The 22,985-nt window shown below is 70.2% G+C and carries 18 protein-coding genes and 1 tRNA gene; 14 read left to right on the top strand and 5 right to left on the bottom strand.

The window, feature by feature from the left end:
- Nucleotides 1–95 precede the first annotated feature (95 nt).
- Nucleotides 96–1,304 (top strand): exonuclease SbcCD subunit D, encoded by a 1,209-nt coding sequence (locus ACFWGD_RS02055; RefSeq protein ID WP_377776840.1) that lies wholly within the window; start codon nucleotides 96–98, stop codon nucleotides 1,302–1,304.
- Between the two features lie 10 nt (nucleotides 1,305–1,314).
- A complete protein-coding gene (locus ACFWGD_RS02050) occupies nucleotides 1,315–4,083 on the top strand; it encodes an AAA family ATPase (protein ID WP_377776839.1) in 2,769 nt (922 codons plus the stop codon).
- Nucleotides 4,084–4,291: 208 nt separating this feature from the next.
- On the opposite strand, the gene ACFWGD_RS02045 is transcribed toward ACFWGD_RS02050, so the two are convergent.
- Nucleotides 4,292–4,831: a YceI family protein gene (locus ACFWGD_RS02045; protein ID WP_377776838.1), complete on the bottom strand. Its 540-nt coding sequence runs from the start codon at nucleotides 4,829–4,831 to the stop codon at nucleotides 4,292–4,294.
- Nucleotides 4,832–5,008: 177 nt separating this feature from the next.
- Between ACFWGD_RS02045 and ACFWGD_RS02040 the strand changes: the two genes are divergently transcribed.
- From ACFWGD_RS02040 to ACFWGD_RS02025, 4 genes are all read left to right on the top strand, one after another.
- Entirely contained in the window at nucleotides 5,009–5,500 is a 492-nt protein-coding gene (locus ACFWGD_RS02040) for a MarR family winged helix-turn-helix transcriptional regulator (protein WP_377776837.1), read from the top strand.
- A gap of 111 nt (nucleotides 5,501–5,611) precedes the next feature.
- Nucleotides 5,612–6,091: a MarR family winged helix-turn-helix transcriptional regulator gene (locus ACFWGD_RS02035; RefSeq protein ID WP_377776836.1), complete on the top strand. Its 480-nt coding sequence runs from the start codon at nucleotides 5,612–5,614 to the stop codon at nucleotides 6,089–6,091.
- 65 nt (nucleotides 6,092–6,156) lie between these two features.
- Nucleotides 6,157–6,408, top strand: coding sequence for a PspC domain-containing protein (locus ACFWGD_RS02030; protein ID WP_377776835.1), 252 nt, complete (start codon nucleotides 6,157–6,159; stop codon nucleotides 6,406–6,408).
- An 89-nt stretch (nucleotides 6,409–6,497) separates the two neighbouring features.
- A tRNA-Arg gene (locus ACFWGD_RS02025) sits at nucleotides 6,498–6,570 on the top strand.
- 490 nt (nucleotides 6,571–7,060) lie between these two features.
- Here ACFWGD_RS02025 and ACFWGD_RS02020 read toward each other — a convergent pair.
- Genes ACFWGD_RS02020 through ACFWGD_RS02010 form a run of 3 tightly spaced genes read right to left on the bottom strand, consistent with a single transcriptional unit; the run spans nucleotide 7,061 to nucleotide 10,190 of the window.
- The gene (locus tag ACFWGD_RS02020; RefSeq protein WP_377776834.1) at nucleotides 7,061–7,762 is read right to left on the bottom strand and encodes a lactate utilization protein C; all 702 of its coding nucleotides are present in this window, start codon (nucleotides 7,760–7,762) and stop codon (nucleotides 7,061–7,063) included.
- Nucleotides 7,759–9,378: a lactate utilization protein B gene (locus tag ACFWGD_RS02015; RefSeq protein WP_377776833.1), complete on the bottom strand. Its 1,620-nt coding sequence runs from the start codon at nucleotides 9,376–9,378 to the stop codon at nucleotides 7,759–7,761. Before ACFWGD_RS02015 ends, ACFWGD_RS02020 begins: the two co-directional genes overlap by 4 nt.
- The gene (locus ACFWGD_RS02010; RefSeq protein WP_377776832.1) at nucleotides 9,375–10,190 is read right to left on the bottom strand and encodes a (Fe-S)-binding protein; all 816 of its coding nucleotides are present in this window, start codon (nucleotides 10,188–10,190) and stop codon (nucleotides 9,375–9,377) included. Before ACFWGD_RS02010 ends, ACFWGD_RS02015 begins: the two co-directional genes overlap by 4 nt.
- A gap of 217 nt (nucleotides 10,191–10,407) precedes the next feature.
- On the opposite strand from ACFWGD_RS02010, the gene argS reads away from it, so the two are divergent.
- The 4 genes from argS (at nucleotide 10,408) to thrB (ending at nucleotide 15,858) form a co-directional block, all read left to right on the top strand.
- Nucleotides 10,408–12,060, top strand: coding sequence for an arginine--tRNA ligase (argS, locus tag ACFWGD_RS02005; protein WP_377776831.1), 1,653 nt, complete (start codon nucleotides 10,408–10,410; stop codon nucleotides 12,058–12,060).
- Nucleotides 12,061–12,063: 3 nt separating this feature from the next.
- Nucleotides 12,064–13,455: a diaminopimelate decarboxylase gene (lysA, locus tag ACFWGD_RS02000; RefSeq protein ID WP_377776830.1), complete on the top strand. Its 1,392-nt coding sequence runs from the start codon at nucleotides 12,064–12,066 to the stop codon at nucleotides 13,453–13,455.
- A gap of 130 nt (nucleotides 13,456–13,585) precedes the next feature.
- Nucleotides 13,586–14,929 carry a homoserine dehydrogenase gene (locus ACFWGD_RS01995; RefSeq protein ID WP_377776829.1) on the top strand — a complete coding sequence of 448 codons (1,344 nt, stop codon included), beginning with the start codon at nucleotides 13,586–13,588 and terminating at the stop codon, nucleotides 14,927–14,929.
- A gap of 2 nt (nucleotides 14,930–14,931) precedes the next feature.
- Nucleotides 14,932–15,858 (top strand): homoserine kinase, encoded by a 927-nt coding sequence (gene thrB, locus ACFWGD_RS01990; RefSeq protein WP_377776828.1) that lies wholly within the window; start codon nucleotides 14,932–14,934, stop codon nucleotides 15,856–15,858.
- 263 nt (nucleotides 15,859–16,121) lie between these two features.
- Here thrB and ACFWGD_RS01985 read toward each other — a convergent pair whose 3' ends face one another.
- The gene (locus tag ACFWGD_RS01985) at nucleotides 16,122–17,840 is read right to left on the bottom strand and encodes a long-chain fatty-acid--CoA ligase (protein WP_377776827.1); all 1,719 of its coding nucleotides are present in this window, start codon (nucleotides 17,838–17,840) and stop codon (nucleotides 16,122–16,124) included.
- A 396-nt stretch (nucleotides 17,841–18,236) separates the two neighbouring features.
- Here ACFWGD_RS01985 and rho point away from each other — a divergent pair, with 396 nt between their 5' ends.
- The 4 genes from rho to ACFWGD_RS01965 are packed head-to-tail and all read left to right on the top strand — an operon-like array spanning nucleotide 18,237 to nucleotide 22,977.
- Complete coding sequence (gene rho, locus ACFWGD_RS01980; protein WP_377776826.1) at nucleotides 18,237–20,228, top strand: transcription termination factor Rho; 1,992 nt, start codon at nucleotides 18,237–18,239, stop codon at nucleotides 20,226–20,228.
- Nucleotides 20,229–20,242: 14 nt separating this feature from the next.
- A complete protein-coding gene (gene prfA, locus ACFWGD_RS01975) occupies nucleotides 20,243–21,316 on the top strand; it encodes a peptide chain release factor 1 (protein ID WP_377776825.1) in 1,074 nt (357 codons plus the stop codon).
- Nucleotides 21,317–22,315, top strand: coding sequence for a peptide chain release factor N(5)-glutamine methyltransferase (gene prmC / locus ACFWGD_RS01970; RefSeq protein WP_377776824.1), 999 nt, complete (start codon nucleotides 21,317–21,319; stop codon nucleotides 22,313–22,315).
- On the top strand, nucleotides 22,312–22,977 hold the full coding sequence (locus ACFWGD_RS01965; protein ID WP_377776823.1) for an L-threonylcarbamoyladenylate synthase: 666 nt from the start codon (nucleotides 22,312–22,314) through the stop codon (nucleotides 22,975–22,977). The genes prmC and ACFWGD_RS01965 overlap by 4 nt, the downstream gene beginning before the upstream one ends.
- Nucleotides 22,978–22,985 lie beyond the last annotated feature (8 nt).

The raw sequence follows: 22,985 nt of genomic DNA, 5'->3' as shown, positions 1-22,985 counted from the left end.
CGTGAGTGAGGGGTGGGCGCCGAACTTCGAACAGGGGTGCGATGCGGGGGTGTTTCGACCGGCGGTGATCCGGGGGCTCTGATAGGAATCGGGGCATGGATGAGCGGCGGGATTCGCAAGCGGGGGACGGTCGGGGCGCGGCCCCGGAAGATGCGGTGCGGTTCCTGCACACGTCGGACTGGCAGCTGGGCATGACGCGGTGGTTCCTCAAGGAGGGCGACGGTGAGGCGCAGGCCAGGTATTCGGCCGACCGGTTGGAGGCGGTGCGCAGGATCGGCCGGCTGGCGCGGGAGCGCGGGGCGGAGTTCATCGTCGTGGCCGGCGACGTCTTCGAGTCGAACACGTTGCCCGAGCGGGATTTCCAGCGCTCGCTCGACGTGATCCGCGAATTGCCCGTGCCGGTGTATCTGCTGCCGGGCAATCATGACGCGCTGGATGCGACGTCGATCTACCACCGGAAGGTGTTCGACGAGGTGGACATGAAGGGCGTCCACGTCCTGCGCGACTCGGAGCCGGTGGAGGTGCGGCCGGGCGTGGAGATCGTTGGTGCGCCGCTGACCAGCAGGTCGCCGGACTCCGATGTGCTCGCCGAGGCGCTCGAGCCGTTGGAGGCGACCGCCGGCGTGCGCATTGCCGTGGCGCATGGCCAGGTCGCGGGCTTCGGCGCCGAGGTGGGGGAGACGTTGTCGCTGGAGGCGGTGGAAGGGGCCGTCGACAAGCGGGCCGTGCACTACGTGGCCGTCGGGGACTCGCATTCGACGCAGAAGCTCGACGATGACGGGCGGATGTGGTTCTCGGGCTCGCCGGAGACGACGGACTACGACGACAAGGAGCGCAATTCCGGCTACGTGCTCGTCGTCGATGCGTGGCCGGATCGCCGGCCGTTGGTGGAGGTCGTCGGCGTCGGGCAGTGGGATTTCCGGGCGATGGAGCGCGACTTCGCCGGCGTCGAGGATGCGCGGGCGTGGTTGGACGAGCTGCGGATGCTCAGCGACAAGTCCCGGACCTGCGTGAAGTACTCGCTGCGCGGGACGCTGAACCTCATCGCCGACGCCGAGCTCAAGCGCGGGCTGCGCGAGATCGCGCCGTCGTTCGCCGCGCTGTACCGGCGGGGCAGCGGCTCGGAGATCACCGTCGTGCCGGAGGACGGCGACATCAGTTCGCTGGGCGTCAACGGGTTCCCGTTGGACGCCGCAGAGCGGTTGAAGGAACGGACGGCGGATGCGTCGCTGGCCGAGGATGACCGGCGCACCGCCGCCGACGCGCTGGCGCTGCTCGCGCGCCTGGCCGGGACCGGGAAGTAGGGGACACGCCATGAAGCTGCACTCGATCGAGTTGAAGAACGTCCGCGGCATCGATCGCCTGGTGGTCGATGACCTGCCGGATCGTGGCGTGGTGGTCATCGCCGGCGACAACGAGATGGGCAAGTCGACCATCGCGGAGGCCATCCACGTCGCGCTGTCGTGGCCGGCGAAAGCCGAGCGCAAGGAAACGAAGGCGCTGCGGCCCAACAATCGCGACGCATTCCCGGACATCACGCTGGACATGACGCTCGGCGGGACCCGCTTCACGCTGCGGAAGGTCTTCGCAGGGGCGCGCGCCGCGACGGTGACGGAGGTGTCGGTGACGGAGCCTGCGCCGAAGACGCTGACCGGCGATGCCGCACAGCAGTGGCTCGACGAGCTGACCAGGGGCGAGGGGACCCGCGAGCTGTGGAATGCATTCGTAGCTCGCCAGGGCACGGAACAGAAGGCGCTGCGGATGGGTGCTTTCGCGCAGGTCAACGATGCACTTCAGGAGGCATCGGGCGGGACGGCGGAGACGGAGGAACAGCGGTCCATCGTCGAGGCGGCGTTGGCCGAGCGCGCGTTGTACTTCACGGCGCAGGGCCGGGAGAAGGCGTCGCTGAAGGAGGCGCGCGAAGCCGTGGAGGCGGCGGAAGCGCGGTGGTCGGCGGCGTCGGCGCGGGTCGCGCAGGTGCGGGGGCTGGTCGACGAGGCGGAGAAGAACGATGCCCGCCGCACCGCCCTGGAGGCGTCGCTGCCGGAGGCCGAGGAGGACGTGGCGCGGTGGCGCCGCACGGTGTCGGAGCTGTCGGAGTTCCGCCACGCGAAGTCGAAGGCCGACGACGCCGTGACGCTGGCGACCGTCGAGCTGGGCAATGCCCGGCAGAGCAGGGAAGCCCGCGATGAGCTCATCGCCCAGGAGAAGCAGGCGCAGGCGTCCCTGGAACGGGTCATCGCCGAGCTCAAGCCCCTGCGCGAGGCATATGAGGCGGAGTCGCGCGAGGTCGACGAAATCGAGGCGAAGGTCGTGGAGACGCGGGGGCGCCGGGATCGCGCCCGCCGATTGCTGCAGTTGGCGGGGGACGATCTGACGCATTGCGCGAACGTCCGCACGCTCGCGGAACTCGACGAGGTCCTGGAGCGGGTGCGCGAGCTCGACGAGGTCGTGCGCGACAAGCGCCGAAAGCTCGCCGAGCACCGCATCACCGCCGATGACGCGAAGCGGGCGTACGACGCCGAACATGAATGGCGCACCGCGACGACGGTGCTGGAGGCGTCGTCGTCGGAATTGACGGTCTCCGCGGTCTCCGAGTCGACGGTGGCCATCGACGGTGCCGAGGTCGAGGTCGGGGCGGCGCCCGTGACGCGCCCGGTGACCGCGCCGACGAGCGTGCGCGTCGGAGAGGTCACCGTCACCGTGACCCCCGGCGATGGGGCCGGCGAATATGCGGGACGCGCGGCGCTGGCGAAGGAGAAGCTCGACGACATCCTCTCCGAGCTCGGGGTGAGCTCGGTGCAGCGCGCCGAGGAGAAGGCGAAGGCGCGGGCGACCGTCGAGTCGGAGCTGGAGATCGCCCGCACCCGCCTGGACGCCGAGTTGAGCAACCGAGATCTGGGTGAAATCCGGGATGCCCGCGATGGCTTCGACGCCGATGTGGAGGCCTATCCCGCCATTCGCGCCGACATGATCGCGGGGTGGTCGGGCAACGGCGACGGCAATGGAGACGCCGCCGACACCGACGACGAGACCGACGCGGCCGCCGCAGGTGCCTCGGCCGTCGGCACATTCGGCGATGTCGCCATGCCCGCCGACGAAGGCGACGCGCAGCGCATCCTCGACGAGGCGAAGGAGCGCGAGCGCACCACGGCGGGCGAGTACGAGGCCGCGATGCAGGCCGCGCAGTCGATGAGCTCCCGCCCCGCCCGCCACGAACTCCACGCCAAGCAGGCCGACGAGCACGCGCGGACCGAAGACGTCCGCCGCGCCGTCGACGCGCTCGCCGATGCGCGGGGCCGCGAGAGCGATGACGCGCTGGCGACGCGAGTGGCGTCGGCGGCCGAGAAATTCGAACTGGCCGGGGCCGCGGCCGAGCGGGCGCGGGTCGCACTTGTCGAGCGTGGCGCCGAAGATGCCGACGAATCGCTGGCCGGCGCCGAATCCCACTTGGCCGGGCTCAAGGACGAGCAGATCCGCCTGCGCATCCGCCGCGGTGCCTTGACCGGCGAGCTGAAATCGGTCTCCGGCGTCAACGAGGAATTGGCGGAGGCAGAGTCCGAGAGGACTCGGCTGCGCCGGGAACTCGACTCCATCAACCGGCGGGCGGCGGCGGCCCAGCTGCTCTACGAGACCCTCGAGGAGTCCCGCCGGGAGACGCGCCGGACCATCGGCGAGCCGCTGCTGCAGAAACTCTCCCAGTACGGCGGCGCGGTCTTCGGCCACAGCACGACCTTCGAGCTCGACGAGGGCATGGCGGTCAAGTCGCGGTCGAGTGCCGCGGGCACGTTCGAGTTCGATGCGCTCTCCGGCGGCGCGCAGGAACAGATCGACGTGCTGCTGCGGCTGGCCGTCGCCGGCGTCATGGACGGTGAAGGCGGCGCGCCCGTCATCATCGACGACGCTCTGGGGTACTCGGACCCGGATCGGCTGCGCAAGATGAACAACGCCTTCGCCCGCGCGGGGGAGGATAGCCAGATCCTCGTGCTCACGTGTTACCCGGAGCGGTTCTCGCGCATCGCGGACAGCCATCGCCTGGACATGGCCGATCTGCTCCAGCCCGAGCTGCACCACCCCGGCTGATCCCGCCGGGTGGACCGCCCCGGCTGGGCTGCCCCGCAGGCTGGACCACGCCAGACCATGTCCACGCCAGACCATGGACACGACGAAGGCGGCGCCCCCACGGTGGATGTGGGGGCGCCGCCCGTCGTAAAGCAATCGGCCGATGTCCCGCCGAAGCGGGACCAATCAGCCCGGCCGGACCAGGTCAAACCAGGTCGGGTCGGAGCAATTAGGCCTTGATCGCGGAGATCTCGATCTCCAGGACGACCTTGTCGGAGACCATGACGCCGGAGTTCAGCGGGGCCTGCCAGTCGACGCCGAAGTCCTTGCGGTTGATGGAACCGGAGGCGGTGAGGCCGATGCGCTCGAGGTCGTAGGCGTCGACGTTGGTGCCCTCGAACTCGACGTCGAGATCGATGGACTTGGTCACGCCCTTGATGGTCAGATCGCCGGTGAGCACGCCCTCGTTGTCCGCGGTGACCTTGGCGCCGGTGGCGACGAAGGTGATCTCGGGGAACTTTTCCACCTCGAAGAAATCGCCGGTGCGGACGTGGTTGTCGCGGTCCTCGTTGCCGGTGTCGATGGACGCGGCCTGGATGACGACGTTCGCGGCGTTGTCCTTGTTCTCCGGATCGATGGTGAAGGAGCCGGTGTAATCGGTGAACTGGCCGCGGGTCTTGGTGACCATCGCGTGGCGGACCATGAAGCCGATCTGCGAGTGCGAGGGGTCGATGTTCCAGGTGCCGGCGAAGTTGGAGGAGAGAGCCATGATGGGTCCTTTCAGAGGTTTATGGTGGTGCCGCCCGCGAGGGGCGGCCGGAAAGAGAGTGCTTTCCGACGGCCTGTTGCCGTATCAACAAAACCGAGTGTAACGGGTTGTCGGTGACGTGTCAACAACTTTCTGGATTTTGGTGAAACTGGTGGTCATTGCGGTACGGTGAGCGACATGCAGCAGGAAGTTCCGTGGCTCAACGACGATGAGCAGACATTGTGGCGCGCAATGATGGACGCCGCCAAGGCCGTCGAGCGCGCAATGGACACGCGCCTGCTCACCACCGAGGAGATCTCCAGCGCCGACTTTTCCGTGCTGGTGCAGCTCTCCGAAGCCGAGGGCGGCACCGTGCGCATGCGCGAGCTGTGCGAGGGCCTGAAGTGGGATCGCAGCCGCATGTCGCACCAGATCACGCGCATGGAAAAGCGCGGCCTGGTGACCAAGCTGCGCTGCGCCGCCGATAGCCGCGGCATCGACGTCGAGCTGACCCCGACCGGCCGCGACGTCATCGAGCGCGCCGCCCCGGACCACGTCCGGATGATCCGCAACATCGTCTTCGACGAGCTCGACGCCCTGCCCGGCCTCGACCGCGCCGCCGCGCTGGCCGCGATGCGCAACATCTCCGCCGCCGCCGAGGGCTTCCGCGACAAGACGCTGGGGCAGTAGGGGAGCCGGGTCGGCGGGGCTGGGCCGGCAGGGCCCGGCAGGGGGAGCCTCGCCGCGGGGATTGCGGGGCAAAGTACGACTTTGGGCGGTATCCCCGTTAGCCTGAATGCCATGAACGACTATGAGTGGCTGACCGACGACGAGCAGCAGTTCTGGCAGATGCTCGTGTCCACCTTCCGCAGCGTCGAGCGCAACATCGAGGCGAGCCTGCGGGAGAACACGGGCCTGACGTTCGGCGATTTCACGGTGCTCATCGCGCTGAGCGAGACCGAGGACGGCGTGATGCACGTCGATGAGCTGTGCCGCCGCCTGAAGTGGAATCACCCCCGTGCGCTGCTGCACACCACGCGGATGGAGAAGCGCGGCGTCATCAGCGTCGAGGATCCGGGCGCCGACCCGGATTCGGATTACACCGTCGCGCTGACCGGCGTCGGTCGCCACGTCTTCGCGGAGGCGGCGCCGGACTACGTCGGCACCGTCCGGTCGGAGGTTTTCGAGCAGCTTTCCGACGACGACCTCGCCCACATGTCCCGCTGCTTTACGACGATCATGCGCCACGCCGAGCAGGGCAACGGTTCGAATCTGCTGTAGTTTGCCTGCGCCGGCTCCTCCTGCCCTGGCCTGCGGTGAACGTCATGTTCCCGTATAACGGGGGCATGGCGAACATTGATAAAAACGGACTTTTCGATCAGGCGAAGATTTCCCGGGCGATCGACGATTTCGTCGGCAAGCCCGTGCGCCGCAGCCACTCCAACAAGTGGATCGCCGGCGTGTGCGGCGGCATCGAGGAGGCGACCGGCTTCAACGGCACGGCGCTGCGCGTCATCTTTGCGATCCTCGGCCTCACCGTCGCGCCCGTCGCCCTGGTGCTGTACCTGGGCGCGTGGCTGGTGATCCCGGACGCGTAGCTTTCGGCGCGCGGGACGCGGCGACCGGGCCTTTCGTTGTTCCGCGTGAGGCGGTGCTAAAGTATCGGTCGTTGCCCGCAAGGGCGCACGCCTCCGTAGCTCAGTGGATAGAGCACCGGTTTCCGGTACCGAAGGTCGTAGGTTCGACTCCTATCGGGGGCACCGGCAAAAAGTCCCGCACCAGCAGGTGCGGGACTTTTTCGCGCCGCGGGCGGCCGCCCCGGGCTGCACATCCGACGAGTGTGCGGTGAGAGGCACAGAGCGCACACTCGTGGGCGAGGGTGGGCCCTGGATCTCGTCGGAGATTGCCCGATAGATGCGCGCTCGGCGGGGGAGGGGGCATGGAAGTGGCGTCGGCGTGTGAAACGACCACAAAACGTTTCGCCGCCGGAGGTCGACCTGGGGTTTTGCGGAGCGCTGGTAGTAGTTTGCGACGCCATTGGCCGCCCATGGGCTCCGGCCAAGGCTGCACATCTGACGAGTGTGCGGTGGGCGGCCTGGAGCGCACACTCGTGGGCGAGTGCGGGGCTGCAGATCTGACGAGTGTGCGGTGGGAGGCCCGGAGCGCATACTCGCCAGATGTGAAGCCCGGCGCGGGGCCGGGATCAGCGCGAGGGCCGGGGTCAACGCGGGCGCCGGCCCGGCAGCCGGCTTACCCCGCGATGATGACCACCAGCGTCCGCGGCCCGTGCACGCCCTCGACGCGGTTGAGCTCGATGTCCGACGTCGCCGACGGCCCGGAGATCATGGTGATCGGCGCCGTCGGCTCCAGCCGCGCAATCGCCTCTGGCACGCCATCGACGATGGAATCCACCGGCACGATGCACACGTGCAGGTCCGGGACCAGCGTCAGCGCACGGCGGCCGCACGTCGGCGAGCCGTCGAGGAAGATGGTGCCGGTCTCGGCGGAGGTGACGGCGGAGGAGGTCACCACGCCATCGAGCGCGTCGAGCTCCGTCGGGGCGAACAGCCCGGGCTCGTCGATGACCATGTCGCCGTGGTCGGCGCCGAAATCGCCCAGCCAGGCCTCGTCCAGGCCCGCGGGAATGCCGACGCGGTCAACGCCACGCTCGGACAGGACCCGCGCCACCGCCTCGCCTATCCCACCGGGCCCGCCGGCCTCGCCGGAGCACCGGATGACCTCGGCGCGGTAGTCCACCAGGCGATCGACCAGCAGATCCACCAACTCGGCGCCGGGCGTCTCGCGCCCGCGGATGTAGTCGCGCGGCACGGGATACGCCTCACCGGGCACGCCGGGGTCGATCCCCGCGCCCTCCGAAATGACGTCACCCTGCGCGGCCCGCGCGTGCGCCTCGCGGATGCGCTCGAGGATCTCTTGCTTTGCGACGCTCATCGGTCCTCCACCTCGCGGTTCTCTCCGTTTTCGCCCTTCACGCCGATCTCTCCGTTTTCGGCGCTATTGCCCGCCTCGTGTGCGCCCCCGCCGCCGGTGATGCGGGAGGGGATGGGGTGCGCGGCTTCGTCGTCAAGCAACGCCTTGGCCGAATCGGAGTCCCACCAGGACCGGAACGGCTTCTTCGGCGGCACCGGGGTGTCGCGGGCGTCGGACCAGCCGGACAGGAACAGGGGCAGGCGGTGGATCTCGCCGTCGCGAAGCCCCAGCACGCGGATCAGCGACGCCGACCGCACGGTCATGTCCCACAGCCGCGAGCCGCCCATGACCCAGCCCATCAGGCCGAACAGTTTGCCCTCGACCGGCGGGCGGTGATCGCGGACCTTCTGGTGGCGCAGCTCCAGCAGCGCCGCCGGGATGTCGATGCGCACCGGGCAGACCTCGAAACACGCCCCGCACAGCGACGACGCGTACGGCAGCGACGCATTCGGGTCCTGCCGCGAATCCATGCCCGTCAGCTGCGGCGACAGGATCGCGCCGATCGGCCCCGGGTACGTCGAGCCGTAGGCGTGGCCGCCGGCGCGCTCGTAGACGGGGCAGATGTTCAGGCACGCCGAGCAGCGGATGCACTTGAGCGCCTCGCGGCCGATCGGGTCGGACAGCGTGGCGGTGCGGCCGTTGTCCAGCAGCACGATGTGGAATTCCTGCGGCCCGTCGCCGTCGGTGACGCCGGTCCACATGGAGGTGTACGGGTTCATCCGCTCACCGGTCGACGACCGCGGCAGCAGCTGCAGGAAGACCTCCAGGTCCCCGAACGTCGGCAGCAGCTTCTCTATGCCCATCACCGTGATCAGCGTCTCCGGCAGCGTCAGGCACATGCGGCCGTTGCCCTCGGACTCGACGACGGTGACGGTGCCGGTCTCGGCGACGCCGAAGTTCGCGCCGGAAATGGCCACCTTCGCGCCCATGAACTGGTCGCGCAGGAACCGCCGCGACGCCTCCGCCAGCTCCGCCGGCTCGTTGCCCAGGTCCGGGTCGACGCCGGGGATGCCGCGGCGGAAGATGTCGCGGATCTCGTCGCGGTTGCGGTGGATGGCCGGCACGAGGATGTGCGACGGCTTGTCCTCGCCCAGCTGGACGATCAGCTCCGCCAGGTCGGTCTCGCGGGCGTGGATGCCGGCGTCTTCCAGGGCCTCGTTGAGCCCGATTTCCTGCGTGGCCATCGACTTGACCTTGATCACGTCGGTCTCGCCGGTGGCCTGCACCAGTTCGGTGACGATCCGGTTCGCCTCCGCCGCATCGCGCGCCCAGTGGACGTGACCGCCGCGGGCGGTGACGGCGGCCTCGAACTGCTCGAGCAGCTCCGGCAGCCGCGCCATGACGTCGCGCTTGATCGCCGAGCCGGCCAGGCGCAGCTTCTCCCAGTCGGCCTTCTCGCCGACGACGGCGGCGCGCTTGCCGCGGATGGTGTGGGTGGCCTTGTGCAGGTTGGAGCGCAGCTGCGCGTTCTTCAGCTCGTGGCGGGCGGCATCGGTGAATCCCTCGTCGCCGCGCAGATGGCCGACGCCGCCGGGCGCGCGCGGGGGAGTGGGCAGTCCCAGGTGGACGGGGCTCATCGCGCACCACCCAGCTGGTTCGCGCCCTGCTTTGCGACGCCTCCGCGCCCGTGGCCCGCCGGCACCTCATAGGGCCGCCGCCGCGTCGACGCGAGGATCTCGGCGATGTGGATGGAGTGGACGGCCGAGTCGTTCTTGCGCAGCTTGCCGGTGATGTTGAGCAGGCACGACGCGTCGCCGGCGGTGACGAACTCCGCGCGGGTCTCCTCGATGTGCGCCACCTTGTCGGTGACCATCGCCGCGGAGGTCTCGGCGTTCTTCACGCTGAACGTGCCGCCGAACCCGCAGCATTCCTCGGCACCGGGCAGGTCCACCAGGTCGATGCCCTCGACGGCGCGCAGCAGCTTCACCGGGCGCTCGCCGACGTGGAGGACGCGCAGGCTGTGGCACGTGGAGTGGTAGGTCACCCGGTGCGGGAAGTACGCCCCGACGTCGGTGATGCCGGCGACGTCGACGATGAACTCCGACAGGTCCAGGGTCTTGCCGGCGCAGGTGCGTGCGGCGTCGGCCTGGGCGGCGGTGCCGAAGCGCGACGCGAGCATCGGGTGCTGGTGGCGCACGGCGCCGGCGCAGGACCCGGACGGCGCGACGACGTAGTCGATGGACGGGTCGGAAAACGCCTCCGCGTACGTGTCCAGCTGCGGCAGCGCCTCCTCCTGGTATCCGGTGTTGACGTGCATCTGGCCGCAGCACGTCTGCTTTTCGGGGAAGACGACGTCGCAGCCGAGGCGGGTGAGCACCGCCGCGGTGGCCTGGACGGCGGACGGGAACATCACGTCGCCGACGCAGGTGGCGAATAACGCGACCTTCATGTGGGCTCCTGGGTGAGGCTGGTGGTGGGTGGGTTGCGCCGCCGAGTCTACGCCGCACCCCGGATCGCCGATCCGGCCCGCGGCGCCGGGTGAGCATGGTTCACCATTGCTTTGCGACGCCTCCGCGCACCCCCTTCGCCCCGGCGGAAAAGAGCGATGTGGGGGACGTTCGACCGTCGTAAAGCGGGGTCCGGGCCACCCGCTAGGATGGGCAACCATGACTCCAGCCGAACTCGCCGCCCTGATCCGCGGCCTCGCCGTCGACGTCTTCGCCGAACATGACCTGGACCCGGCCGTGCTGCCGGAGGAGGTCGTCGTCGAGCGGCCCCGCAACCCCGAGCACGGCGACTACGCCACCAACGTGGCCATGCAGGCCGCCGGGCGCGCCGGCGCGAAGCCGCGCGACGTCGCCGGCTGGCTGGTGGACAAGCTCGCGGCGGCCGACGGCATCGACGAGGCGTCGGTGGCCGGCCCGGGCTTCATCAACATCCGCCTGGGCTCGGCGGCGCAGGGCAAGATCGTCTCGGAGATCCTCGCCGCGGGCGAGAAGTGGGGCCATGGCGACGATTACGCCGGCACCAAGGTCAACCTCGAGTTCGTCTCGGCCAACCCGACCGGCCCGATCCACCTCGGCGGCACCCGCTGGGCGGCCGTCGGCGACGCGCTGGGCCGCGTGCTGTCGGCGCGCGGTGCGCAGGTCACCCGCGAGTACTACTTCAACGACCACGGCGGCCAGATCGACCGCTTCGCCCGCTCGCTCGTCGCGGCGGCCAAGGGCGAGCCGGCGCCGGAGGACGGCTACGGCGGCGACTACATCGCCGACATCGCCGCGCAGGTCGTCGCCGCCCACCCCGACGCGCTCGACGGCGAGCCGGCGGCGGTGCAGGAGCTGTTCCGCGCCGAGGGCGTGGAGCTGATGTTCGGGCACATCAAGAAGTCGCTGCACGAATTCGGCACCGACTTCGACGTCTTCTTCCACGAGAACTCGCTGTTCGAGTCCGGTGCCGTCGAGGCGTCGGTGGCGAAGCTGAAGGACGACGGCAAGCTGTACGAGAACGACGGAGCCTGGTGGCTGAAGTCGACCGACTACGGCGACGACAAGGACCGGGTGGTCATCAAGTCCGACGGCAACGCCGCCTACATCGCCGGCGACATCGCCTACGCCAAGGACAAGTTCGACCGCGGCTTCGACCTGTGCATCTACATGCTCGGCGCCGACCACCACGGCTACATCGCCCGCCTCAAGGCCGCCGCGGCTGCGCTGGGCTACGACGCCGACGCGGTCGAGGTGCTCATCGGCCAGATGGTCAACCTGGTGCGCGACGGTGTGGCGGTGCGCATGTCCAAGCGCGCCGGCACCGTGATCACCCTCGATGACCTGGTGGAGGCCATCGGCATCGACGCCGCCCGCTACTCGCTGATCCGCTCGTCGGTCGATTCTTCGCTGGACATCGACCTGGCGCTGTGGGCGTCGCAGTCCAACGACAATCCCGTCTACTACGTGCAATACGGCCACGCCCGCATCAGCTCGATCGCGCGCCGTGCGGCCGAGGCGGGCGTGACGTCGGAGGGCGCGGACTTCGGGCTGCTGACCCACGACCGCGAGGGCGAGCTGATCCGCACCCTCGGCGAGTTCCCCGCCGTGGTCACCGCGGCGGCGCAGCTGCGCGAGCCGCACCGCGTCGCCCGCTACGCCGAGCAGCTCGCCGGCGTGTTCCACCGCTTCTACGACGCCTGCCAGATCCTGCCCAAGGCCGGCGAAGAGGCCGAGCCGCTCCACGCCGCCCGACTGGGCCTGGCCGAGGCCACCCGCCTGACCCTGGCCAACGCCCTCGGCCTGGTCGGCGTCACCGCACCGGAGAGGATGTAGCGCATGACCGGATCGAATTCGGCAGAGGCCACCGCAGCGTTCAATGGGGCCAATGGGGCCAATGGGTCCACTGGCTTCAATGGCCTGCCCGCCCACGTCTGGCCGCGCAACGCGGTCCGCGGCGACGATGGCGTGGTGTCCATCGCCGGCGTGGCGCTGACGGACATCGCCGCCGAGTACGGCACGCCCGTCATGGTCGTCGACGAAGACGACTTCCGCTCCCGCTGCCGCGACATGGCGCGCGCCTTCGGCGGCCCGGAGCACGTGCACTACGCGTCGAAGGCGTTCCTCACCCGCGCCGTCGCCCGCTGGATCGACGAGGAGGGCCTGGCCCTCGACGTCGCCTCGCTCGGCGAGCTGCGCATCGCGCTGATGGCCGACTTCCCGGCCGCGCGCATCACCGCCCACGGCAACAACAAGGGCGACGACTTCCTCCGCGCCTGCGTCGACGAGGGCGTCGGCCACGTCGTCCTCGACAGCGACCAGGAGCTCGAGCGCCTCGACGCCATCGCCGGCGAGGCCGGTCGCGTCCAGCACGTGATGATCCGCGTCAAGCCCGGCATCGAGGCCCACACCCACGAGTTCATCGCCACCAGCCACGAGGACCAGAAGTTCGGCTTCTCGCTGGCCTCCGGCTCTGCCTACCGCGCGGCGGAGGCCGCCGTGAAGGCGGGCAACCTCGAGCTGGTGGGCCTGCACTGCCACGTCGGCTCCCAGGTCTTCGACGCCCGCGGCTTCACCGCCGCCGCCGACCGCGTCCTGGAGCTGTACTCCCGCATCCACGCCGAGCTCGGCGTGGAGCTGCCGGAGCTCGACCTCGGCGGCGGCTACGGCATCGCCTACACCAAGGACGAGCAGCCGCTCAACGTCGACGAGGTCGCCCACGACCTGCTCACCGCCGTGGCCAAGACCGCCGCGGAGCTGGGCATCGAGGCCCCGTCGGTGCTCGTCGAGCCCGGCCGCGCCATCGCCGGCCCCGGCACCGTCACCGTCTACGAGGTCGGCACCGTCAAGGACGTCACCGTCGACGAGGGCGCCCAGCGCCGCTACCTGTCCGTCGACGGCGGCATGTCCGACAACATCCGCCCGGCGCTGTACGGCTCGCTTTACGACGCCCGCCTGGTGTCCCGCATGGCGCAGGGGCAGCCCACGCCCACCCGCCTCGTCGGCTCCCACTGCGAATCCGGCGACATCCTCGTCCGCGACGCCGATTACCCGGACGACATCCGCCGCGGCGACCTCGTCGCCCTCGCCGCCACCGGCGCCTACGCCTACGCCATGGCCAGCCGCTACAACGCCTTCAACAGGCCCGCGGTGGTCACGGTGCGCGACGGCGTCGCAAAGCAGATGATGCGGCGCGAAACCATCCAGGACTTCCTGGCCCTGGAAGGGTAGGGGACCGGCCCCCGCGCCCGTCACCCGACAGGCGCGGCGCCGACGGCCCCCAGTAGGCTGATCGGCGTACGAATCCGGTTAGGACACGGGACGAACACAGACGAACACTGACGAATACAACGGGAGAGCAATGAGCGCGAACAACGAGACCACCTTCAACCCCGGCAAGGGCGAAGGGCAGTCCGTCGGCGTTGCCATTCTCGGCCTCGGCACCGTGGGCACGCAGGTGCTGCGCCTGCTGGGCGAGAAGGCGGAGGACTTCGAGCGCCGCGTCGGCGGCCCCATCGAGGTCAGGGGCGTCGCCGTCAGCGACAAGTCCAAGCCCCGCCCCGGCATCGACCCCGAACTGATCACCGACGACGCCTACTCGCTCGTCGAGCGCGACGACATCGACCTGGTCGTCGAGGTCATCGGCGGCATCGACTACCCGCGCCGCGTCGTGCTCGCCGCCCTGCGCGCCGGCAAGTCCGTGGTCACCGCCAACAAGGCGCTCGTCGCCGCGCACGGCGCCGAGCTGTCCGACGCCGCCGACTCCTCCGGCGCCGACCTCTTCTTCGAGGCCGCCGTCGCCGCCGCCATCCCGATCGTCGGCCCGCTGCGCCGCTCCCTGGCCGGCGACACCGTGAACAAGGTCGTGGGCATCGTCAACGGCACCACCAACTTCATCCTCGACGCCATGGACTCCACCGGCGCCGACTACGGCGAGATGCTCGCCGAGGCCACCCGCCTGGGCTACGCCGAGGCCGACCCGACCGCCGACGTCGAGGGCCACGACGCCGCCTCGAAGGCCGCGATCCTGTCCTCCCTGGCGTTCCACACCCGCGTCACCGCCGACGACGTCCACTGCGAGGGCATCTCGGACATCACCGCCGAGGACATCGCCGCCGCCCAGGCCGCCGACTGCACCATCAAGCTGCTGGCCACCTGCGAGCGCGTCACCGACGAAAACGGCAACGAGGGCATCTCCGCCCGCGTGTACCCGGCGCTGATCCCGCGCCGCCACCCGCTGGCCACCGTCCGCGAGTCGTTCAACGCCGTGTTCGTCGTCGCCGAGGCCGCCGGCAGCCTCATGCTCTACGGCAACGGCGCCGGCGGAAACCCGACCGCCTCGGCCGTGCTCGGCGACCTGGTGGCCGCCGCCCGCAACATCGTCCACGGCGGCCGCGCCCCCGGCGACTCCACCTACGCCAACCTGCCCATCCTCGACTTCGGCGAGGTGCGCACCCGCTACCACATCGACCTCCACGTCGACGACCGCCTGGGCGTGCTCGCCGAGGTCGCGCGGACCTTCGCCGACCAGGACATCTCCCTGCGCACGGTCCGCCAGGAAGGCGCCAACCCGGGTGCGCGCCTGGTGATCATCACCCACCGCGCCAAGGAGCGCGAGCTCGAGGCCACCGTCGACGCGCTGTCCAAGCTCGACGCCGTGCTCGAGGTCAACTCCGTCATCCGCATCGAGGGAATGGACATCTAGCGATGGCACAGGAACTGCTGCCCGGCCAGAAGGTCCGGGTGACGGTGCCGGGTTCGTCGGCGAACCTGGGCCCCGGCTTCGACACCCTGGGCCTGGCGCTGTCGATCCACGACACCGTCGAGGTCGAGGTCACCGAATCCGGCATCGAGGTCGAGCTGCACGGCGAGGGCGCCGAAGAGCTGCCCACCAATGAGTCGCACCTGGTCGTCCGCGCGATCCGCGCCGGCCTGCGCGCCGCCGGGATGGAGGCGCCGGGCCTGCGGGTGGTGTGCCACAACACCATCCCGCAGTCGCGCGGCCTGGGTTCCTCGGCGGCCGCCGCCGTCGCCGGCGTCGCCGCGGCCAACGGCCTGTGCGGTTTCCCGCTGTCGGATGACCAGCTCATCCAAGAGGCCTCCGTCTTCGAGGGCCACCCCGACAACGCCGCCGCGTCCGTGCTGGGCGGGGCCGTCGTCAGCTGGACCGACAAGCCCGTCGACGGCCGCACCGCCCCGCAGTACCGGGCCGTCGGCCTGGACGTGCACCCCGACATCCGCGGCACCGCGCTCGTGCCGTCGTTCCACGCGTCGACGAACGCCGTGCGCCAGGTGCTGCCCAGCGACGTCAGCCACACCGATGCGCGCTTCAACGTCTCGCGCGTCGCCGTGATGGTCACCGCGCTGACCAGCCACCCCGAGCTGCTGTGGGAGGGCACCCGCGATCGCCTGCACCAGACGTACCGCGCCGAGGTGCTGCCGGTGACCGCCGAGTGGGTCAACCGCCTGCGCAACCGCGGGTACGCCGCGTTCCTGTCCGGCGCCGGGCCGACGTGCCTGGTGCTGTCGACCGGTGAGGTCCCCGCGAAGGTCCTCGAGGAGGCCCGCGAGGCCGGCATCAAGGTCATGGAGCTCTCCGTCGCCGGCCCGGTCCAGGTCGAGGTCGAAGGCTAGGCGCTCCGCAGCGAATCGGGGCGCTCCCCGGCTCTTCCCGGCTTTCCGCAGCGTTTCGGGGAGCTCGGCGGCGTTCTGCCCGGCGCTCCGCAGCGCAGATACCTACGTTCCGGCCAGATACTCACGTTCAAACATGAGTTTCTGGCCGGAACGTAGGTTTTTGTGCGGCCGGGGCGGGCCAGCTTGGAGGAGGCGGCCGAGCTGGACGGGGAGGGGACCTTGGCGGGAGTGCGCGGGAGCGCCCCGGCTACCTCTCGGCGCGGCTACTTCTCGCCCGGGCCCTTCAACTTGATGACGTCCAGCTCATCGGCCGCCAGATGCGCCCGCAGATCCTTCTTGTCGAACTTGTCCACCGATGTCTTGTCGATCGCGCCGACGAACGCCCAGTAATCCGGGAGCATCCACTTGGGGAGCTTGGGGCGCAGCTCGTCGCGAAGCTTCTCGGCCTGGCCCCGATCCGCCGGCACATCCGGGTACAGGACGGTGACGGCCAGCGGCCGCTCGCCCCACTTCTCGTCGGGCACGCCGATGACGGCGCACTCGACGACCTCCTGCGACTCCATGACCAGGTTCTCCAGCTGCACCGAGTAGATCCACTCGCCGCCGGAACGGATGACGTCCTTCGCGCGGTCCTGCACGGTGAGGTAGCCGTCGCGGGTGATCGAGCCGACGTCGCCCGTGCGCAGCCAGCCGTCGGCCGTGAACCGCGACCGGGCGGCGTCGACCTCGCCGCCGCGGAAGAAGTGGGCGTCGCCGCCGTCGTCCTCCTCCGGCGAGTGGTAGTACGTGCCGGTCACGGTGTTGCCGCGGACCTGCAGCTCGCCCTGGTTGCGGTCGTGGAGATCGAGGATGCGGCCCTCCTCGTCGACGATGCGGAACTCCATGATGTCGGGGAACCGGCCCTGGCTGACGCGGTAGCGCTGGCGGGTTTCGCCGGACGCGCCCGACGGGGGACGCGCGACGGTGCCCACCGGCGACGTTTCCGTCATGCCCCACAGGTGGATGACGTCGACGCCGTAGCGCTCCTCCCACATCCGGATCAGCGCCGGCGGGGCGGGGGAACCGCCGACGAAGATGTCCTGCAGGCTCATCCGCTCCGGCGGGTTGTTCAGGTAGTGCACCATCAGCGAAATCCACAGGGTGGGCACGCCCTGCGCCACGCGCGGCAGGGAGGTGGCGATGATCTCCGCCAGCCGCGGCGCCGACAGGTCCGCGCCGGGGAAGACCATCGGCGCCCCGCACATGAAGTTCGCCAGCGGCACGCCCCAGCTGAGCACGTGGTAGATGGGCACGCAGCACAGCCACGGCGTGCCGTGCGCGATGGCGAACGAGTCCGTGGTGCGCAGGTTCAGGCTGTGCAGGTACAGCGACCTGTGGGAATAGATGACGCCCTTCGGCGCGCCCTCGGTGCCGGTGGAGTAGCACATCGCCGCCCCGAGCGTCTCGTCGAGTTCGGGCCAATCGAAGGTGGACGGGCGGCCGTCGAGAAGCGCTTCGTAGGAGTGCCACGGCACCCCGTCCGGCAGGTGCGCGGCGGCCTCCTCCAGGCCCGACGTCCCGATGAACACCACCGCCCGGACGCCCGGGCACTCGGGCAGCATGCGGCCCAGGCCCTCGGCCAGCGCCGGATCGCAGATGATGATCTCGTCGTGGGCGTGATTGATGATGTGCACGATCTGGTCGTCCATCAGCTGCTGGTTCAGCGGCTGGAACACCGCGCCCATCGACGCGACGCCGAGGAACACCTCCAGGTGCTCGGCGCAGTTGTACATCAGGGTGCCCACGCGCTGGTCGCCGTCGATGCCGAGCTCGTCGCGCAGCGCGTTGGCCAGCGCCGATGCGCGCGACGCGATGGCGGCGAAGGTCGTGGTCTCGGGGCCGTCCGCGTGCCACGAGGTCACCGTGGTGTTCGCGTGGATGGTGCGGCCGTACTCGAGGATCCTCGCCACCGAAAGCGGGATTTCCTGCATCGTGCTGCGCATGTGTACAGGGTAGCCCGAAGGCCGGGCCGACACGCCGCCCCGGGCCCGGTTGCCCCGCGGCGGCGGCGGCGATTACTCTGGGAACCCAGGACGCCGCGACGTAGACCGCCGGACCGCTCCGCCACCCCCACTTTTCGCATCGTTTCGCGCACCGTTCGCGTGCGCGGGTGTGCGGGGGTTGACGCCAGGTCCCGCGATCGGCACCGATCGCCCCCGGGGATTCGATGGGGGCGCGAGGATTTCCGCGGCGCCGGCACCCCACGACACCCGCGCGACGGGTTCGGCCGCCAGATGCGGCCGGGTTGATCGGGGCCTTGCGTTCCCGGCCCCCGTTTCGAGCCGCACCGGATTGCGGTGCGGGCGACGATGTCGAGGGAAAAACACGAAAGGACTTCCGTGACCGATACGGACACCACCGGCGCCACCCAGGGCCAGGAGAATCTGACGGCGCTGCGCATGGCGGATCTCCGCGCCATCGCGTCGGGCAAGGGCATCCGCGGCATTTCGGCGATGCGCAAGCATGAGCTGATCGCGGCCATCCAGGGGGGAGGCTCCGGCCAGGCGCCCGCGGCGAAGAAGGGCTCGGGCGAGGATTCCGGCAAGAGCTCCGGCAAGGGCTCGGGCCGGGAGTCCGGCAAGGATTCCGGCTCCGCCGGGCGTGACGACGACTCGTCCGCCGCCGATTCCCGCAACGGAAACCGCGATTCCGAGGGCAACGACGGCGGCAACTCCCGCAACGGCGGCAACTCGGATGGTCAGAACGACCAGAACGACTTCCCGTCGCGGTCGCAGTCCCGCCGTGCCCGCCGCGACCGCGCCCGCCAGCGCAACAACAATGGCGGCGACAACAATCGCGACAACAACCGGGATAACCGCGACAACAACCGCGACAACAACCGCGACAACCGGGACAACCGCGACAACCAGGGCGGCGACAACAATCGCGGCGACCGGGATAACCGGGACAACCGCGATAACCAGGGCGGAGACAACAACCGCGGCGATCGCGACAATCAGGGCGGCCAGAACAACCGCGACAACCAGGGCGGCGGGCGCAACCGCAACCGGAACCGCAACGATCGCAATGACCGCAACGACGACAGCGAGGGTCGCGGCGGACGCCGCAACCGCCGCAACCGCCGCGACCGCAAGGGCCGCGACAACCAGGGCGGCGGCAACGACGAGGGCGTGCGCGAGGGCGACGTCCTGCAGCCCGTCGCCGGCATCGTCGACGTGATGGACAACAACTCGGCGTTCGTCCGCACCTCGGGCTACCTGTCGGGCTCCAACGACGTCCACGTCTCCCAGCAGCTCGTGCGCAAGTACGGCCTGCGCAAGGGCGATGCCATCACCGGCCAGGTCCGCATGCCGCGCGACGGCGGCGGCGGGCAGGTCACCCACGGCAACGGCCGCAACAAGCGCAAGTACAACCCGCTGGTCCAGGTCGACACCGTCAACGGCCAGACCCCGGACCAGGCCAAGGGCCGCCCGGAGTTCGGCAAGCTGACGCCGCTGTACCCGAACCAGCGCCTGCGCCTGGAGACCGAGCAGAAGATCCTGACCACCCGCGTCATCGATCTGATCATGCCGATCGGCAAGGGCCAGCGCGCCCTCATCGTCTCCCCGCCCAAGGCCGGCAAGACGACGATCCTGCAGAACATCGCCAACGCGATCGCCACGAACAACCCCGAGTGCTACATGATGGTCGTCCTCGTCGACGAGCGCCCGGAGGAAGTCACCGACATGCAGCGCTCCGTGCGCGGCGAGGTCATCGCGTCGACGTTCGACCGCCCGCCGGGGGACCACACCACGGTCGCCGAGCTGGCCATCGAGCGCGCCAAGCGCCTGGTGGAGCAGGGCCAGGACGTCGTCGTCCTGCTCGACTCCATCACCCGCCTGGGCCGCGCGTACAACAACTCCTCGCCGGCGTCGGGCCGCATCCTGTCCGGCGGCGTCGACTCCAACGCGCTGTACCCGCCGAAGCGATTCCTCGGCGCGGCGCGCAACATCGAAAACGGCGGTTCGCTGACCATCATCGCCACCGCGATGGTCGAGACCGGCTCCGCCGGCGACACCGTGATCTTCGAGGAGTTCAAGGGCACCGGCAACGCCGAGCTCAAGCTCGACCGCAAGATCTCGGAGCGCCGCGTGTTCCCGGCCGTCGACGTCAACCCGTCGGGCACCCGCAAGGACGAGCTGCTGCTGGCCCCGGACGAGGCGCGCGTCATGCACAAGCTGCGCCGCATCCTGTCCGCGCTGGACCCGCAGTCGGCGATCGACCTGCTGATGAAGCAGTTGAAGAAGTCGAAGAACAACCGCGAGTTCCTCATGCAGGTCGCCTCCAGCGCGCCGATGGCCGCGGACGTCGACGTCGACGAGATGCTCTGAGGGAGGCACCCGAAATGTCCGACAAGGTCACCGCAGTCGATGACGTCCTGTCCGAGTACCACGGCCTCGAGGCCCAGCTGGCGGACCCCGAGCTGCACAACGACGCCTCGCGCGCCCGCAAGGTGGGCAAGCGCTTCAACGAGCTGCAGCCGATCATCCAGGCCCACGCGCGCCTGACCCAGGTCCGCGAGGACATGGAGGCCGCCCGCGAAATGGCCGACGAGGACGCGGAGTTCGCGGCCGAGGCCAAGCGACTGGAGGTCGAGGAGGTCGAGCTCGAGGAGCGCCTCGCCGACCTGCTCGCCCCGCGCGACCCGCACGACTCCGACGACATCGTCATGGAGATCAAGTCCGGCGCCGGCGGCGAGGAGGCCGCCCTGTTCGCCGGCGAGCTGGCGCGCATGTACCAGCGCTACGCCGAGAAGAACGGCTTCGCCACGGAGATCCTCGGCCTGTCCGAGTCCGACCTCGGCGGCGTCAAGGACATGACCTTGTCGGTGCGGGCGAAGAATCCGTCGCGCGATGGCGCGTGGAGCGTGTTCAAGTTCGAGGGCGGCGTCCACCGCGTGCAGCGCGTGCCCGTCACCGAGTCGCAGGGCCGCATCCAGACCTCCGCCGCCGGCGTCCTGGTCTACCCGGAGCCCGACGAGGTCGAGGACGTCCAGATCGACGACAAGGATCTCCGCGTCGACGTCTACCGTTCCTCCGGCAAGGGCGGCCAGGGCGTCAACACCACCGACTCCGCCGTGCGCCTGACGCACCTGCCCACCGGCCTGGTGGTCACGTGCCAGAAGGAGCGCTCGCAGATCCAGAACAAGGCCCGCGCCATGCAGGTCCTGGCCGCGCGTCTGCAGCAGATGGCCGAGGAGGAGGCCGCGGCCTCCGCGTCGGACGCCCGCAAGTCGCAGGTCCGCACAATGGACCGGTCCGAGCGCGTGCGCACGTACAACTTCCCGGAGAACCGCGTGTCCGATCACCGCATCGGGTACAAGGCCCACAACCTGGACGCGGTCCTCGGCGGCGACATGGAGGACCTGCTCAAGGCCCTGCACGACGCCGAGCGCCAGGAGCGCCTGGAAGCCGAGTAGGTGGCCGGGCACTCCACCGCGACCGTCGGGTCGATCCTGTCGGCGACGGCGGCCGCGCTGTCCGAAGCCGGCTGCCCCTCGCCGCAGGCCGATGCCGAGCAGCTGGTCATGCACGCCGGCGGGCTGTCCCGCACGGACATGATTTTCGCGCGCCGCGATCCGGTCGGGCCGGGCGATCCGCTGCTCACCGAGCTGCCGCCCCTGGTCGCCCGCCGCGCCGCCCGCGAGCCGCTGCAGCACATCCTGGGCACGGCGCCGATGGGCCGCCTCGATCTGGCCGTCGGCCCGGGCGTCTTCGTTCCCCGCCCAGAAACCGAGTTGGTCGCGCAGTGGTGCGTCGATGAGCTGGGCAAAGATCTGCTTGACGACGCTCCGGACCGTCGTAAAGCACCCCAACCCACCGGAGCCGGGCCCGTCGTGGTCGACCTGTGCACGGGATCCGGCGCGCTGGCGCTGGCCATCGCCGACCAGATCCCCGCGGCGTCGGTCACCGGCGTGGAGCTCGACCCCGTCGCGCTCGACTGGGCGCGGCGCAACCTGGCCACCTGCCGCGAAATGTGGGCGGGGGAGCGTGGCGCGCGCAAGGGCGAGGTGCGGCTCGTCGGCGGGGACGTCACCGACCCCGCGCTCGTCGGCGAGGCGTCGATGCTGGCCGACCTTCGCGGCCGCGCCGACCTCGTCGTGTCCAACCCGCCGTACGTGCCGCTGGCCACCGACGTCGACGCCGAGGTGCGCCACGACCCCCATCACGCCGTGTTCGGGGGAGACGACGGGCTCGACGTCATCCGCCCTATGATGAACACCGTGCGGGCGCTGCTGAAGCCCGGCGGGATCGTCGCCATCGAGCATGACGACGACTCCGGCGCCGACATGACGGCGCTGCTCGCGGGCACCGGGATCTTCCACGGCATCGAGGTCCACCGCGACCTCGCCGGGCGCGACCGGTTCACCACCGCACGGCGCCGCTCCACCGACGAAGGGACAGACCAGGCGACATGAGCATCATCCACGACTGCTCCACCGACGAAGGCCGCGAAAACGGGCTGAAGGCCGCGGTCGACGCGGTGCAGGCCGGCCGGCTCGTCGTCCTGCCCACCGACACCGTCTACGGCCTCGGCTGCGACGCGTTCAACAACGCCGCCGTGGCCTCGCTGCTGCGCGCCAAGCACCGCGGCCCCGACATGCCCGTGCCCGTGCTCGTCGGATCGTGGACCACCGTCGACGGCCTGGTGCGCGAGCACACCGCCGCCGGCCGCGCACTCGTCGAGGCCTTCTGGCCCGGCGGCCTGTCGCTGGTGGTCAACCAGGCGCCCAGCCTGCCCTGGAACCTCGGCGACACCCGCGGCACCGTCATGCTGCGCATGCCGCTGCACCCCATCGCCATCGAACTGCTGCGCCGCACCGGCCCGATGGCCGTGTCCAGCGCCAACATCTCCGGCCAGGAACCCGCGCTGACCGCCGTGCGCGCCAAGCAGCAGCTCGGTGCCGAGGCGGCGGTGTACCTCGACGGGGGACGGGCGACCATCGGCAAGCCGTCGACCATCGTGGACCTGTCCGGCCCCGAGGCCCGCATCCTGCGGGAAGGCGCCATCACCGCCGAACAGATCGGCGAGGTCCTGGGCAAGGACGCCGCCGCCCTGCGACGCCCGGCCAACGGCTGACGCGCCGC

The organism is Corynebacterium sp. NPDC060344 (assembly GCF_042725215.1).
In the GTDB taxonomy this organism is placed as follows: domain Bacteria; phylum Actinomycetota; class Actinomycetes; order Mycobacteriales; family Mycobacteriaceae; genus Corynebacterium.
Note: the sequence above shows the minus strand (reverse complement) of the source record. Positions and strands in the feature narration are given on the sequence as shown.

What these genes read in the sequence shown, in the direction of transcription:
- argS (WP_377776831.1), top strand. Translation starts at nt 10,408, where the DNA reads ATGACTCCAGCCGAACTCGCCGCCCTGATCCGCGGCCTCGCCGTCGAC.
- ACFWGD_RS02045 (WP_377776838.1), bottom strand. Translation starts at nt 4,831, where the DNA reads ATGGCTCTCTCCTCCAACTTCGCCGGCACCTGGAACATCGACCCCTCG.
- ACFWGD_RS02020 (WP_377776834.1), bottom strand. Translation starts at nt 7,762, where the DNA reads ATGAGCGTCGCAAAGCAAGAGATCCTCGAGCGCATCCGCGAGGCGCAC.
- ACFWGD_RS02030 (WP_377776835.1), top strand. Translation starts at nt 6,157, where the DNA reads ATGGCGAACATTGATAAAAACGGACTTTTCGATCAGGCGAAGATTTCC.
- ACFWGD_RS02055 (WP_377776840.1), top strand. Translation starts at nt 96, where the DNA reads ATGGATGAGCGGCGGGATTCGCAAGCGGGGGACGGTCGGGGCGCGGCC.
- prfA (WP_377776825.1), top strand. Translation starts at nt 20,243, where the DNA reads ATGTCCGACAAGGTCACCGCAGTCGATGACGTCCTGTCCGAGTACCAC.
- ACFWGD_RS02040 (WP_377776837.1), top strand. Translation starts at nt 5,009, where the DNA reads ATGCAGCAGGAAGTTCCGTGGCTCAACGACGATGAGCAGACATTGTGG.
- ACFWGD_RS01985 (WP_377776827.1), bottom strand. Translation starts at nt 17,840, where the DNA reads ATGCGCAGCACGATGCAGGAAATCCCGCTTTCGGTGGCGAGGATCCTC.
- ACFWGD_RS02050 (WP_377776839.1), top strand. Translation starts at nt 1,315, where the DNA reads ATGAAGCTGCACTCGATCGAGTTGAAGAACGTCCGCGGCATCGATCGC.
- ACFWGD_RS02035 (WP_377776836.1), top strand. Translation starts at nt 5,612, where the DNA reads ATGAACGACTATGAGTGGCTGACCGACGACGAGCAGCAGTTCTGGCAG.
- ACFWGD_RS01965 (WP_377776823.1), top strand. Translation starts at nt 22,312, where the DNA reads ATGAGCATCATCCACGACTGCTCCACCGACGAAGGCCGCGAAAACGGG.
- lysA (WP_377776830.1), top strand. Translation starts at nt 12,064, where the DNA reads ATGACCGGATCGAATTCGGCAGAGGCCACCGCAGCGTTCAATGGGGCC.
- thrB (WP_377776828.1), top strand. Translation starts at nt 14,932, where the DNA reads ATGGCACAGGAACTGCTGCCCGGCCAGAAGGTCCGGGTGACGGTGCCG.
- ACFWGD_RS02015 (WP_377776833.1), bottom strand. Translation starts at nt 9,378, where the DNA reads ATGAGCCCCGTCCACCTGGGACTGCCCACTCCCCCGCGCGCGCCCGGC.
- ACFWGD_RS01995 (WP_377776829.1), top strand. Translation starts at nt 13,586, where the DNA reads ATGAGCGCGAACAACGAGACCACCTTCAACCCCGGCAAGGGCGAAGGG.
- ACFWGD_RS02010 (WP_377776832.1), bottom strand. Translation starts at nt 10,190, where the DNA reads ATGAAGGTCGCGTTATTCGCCACCTGCGTCGGCGACGTGATGTTCCCG.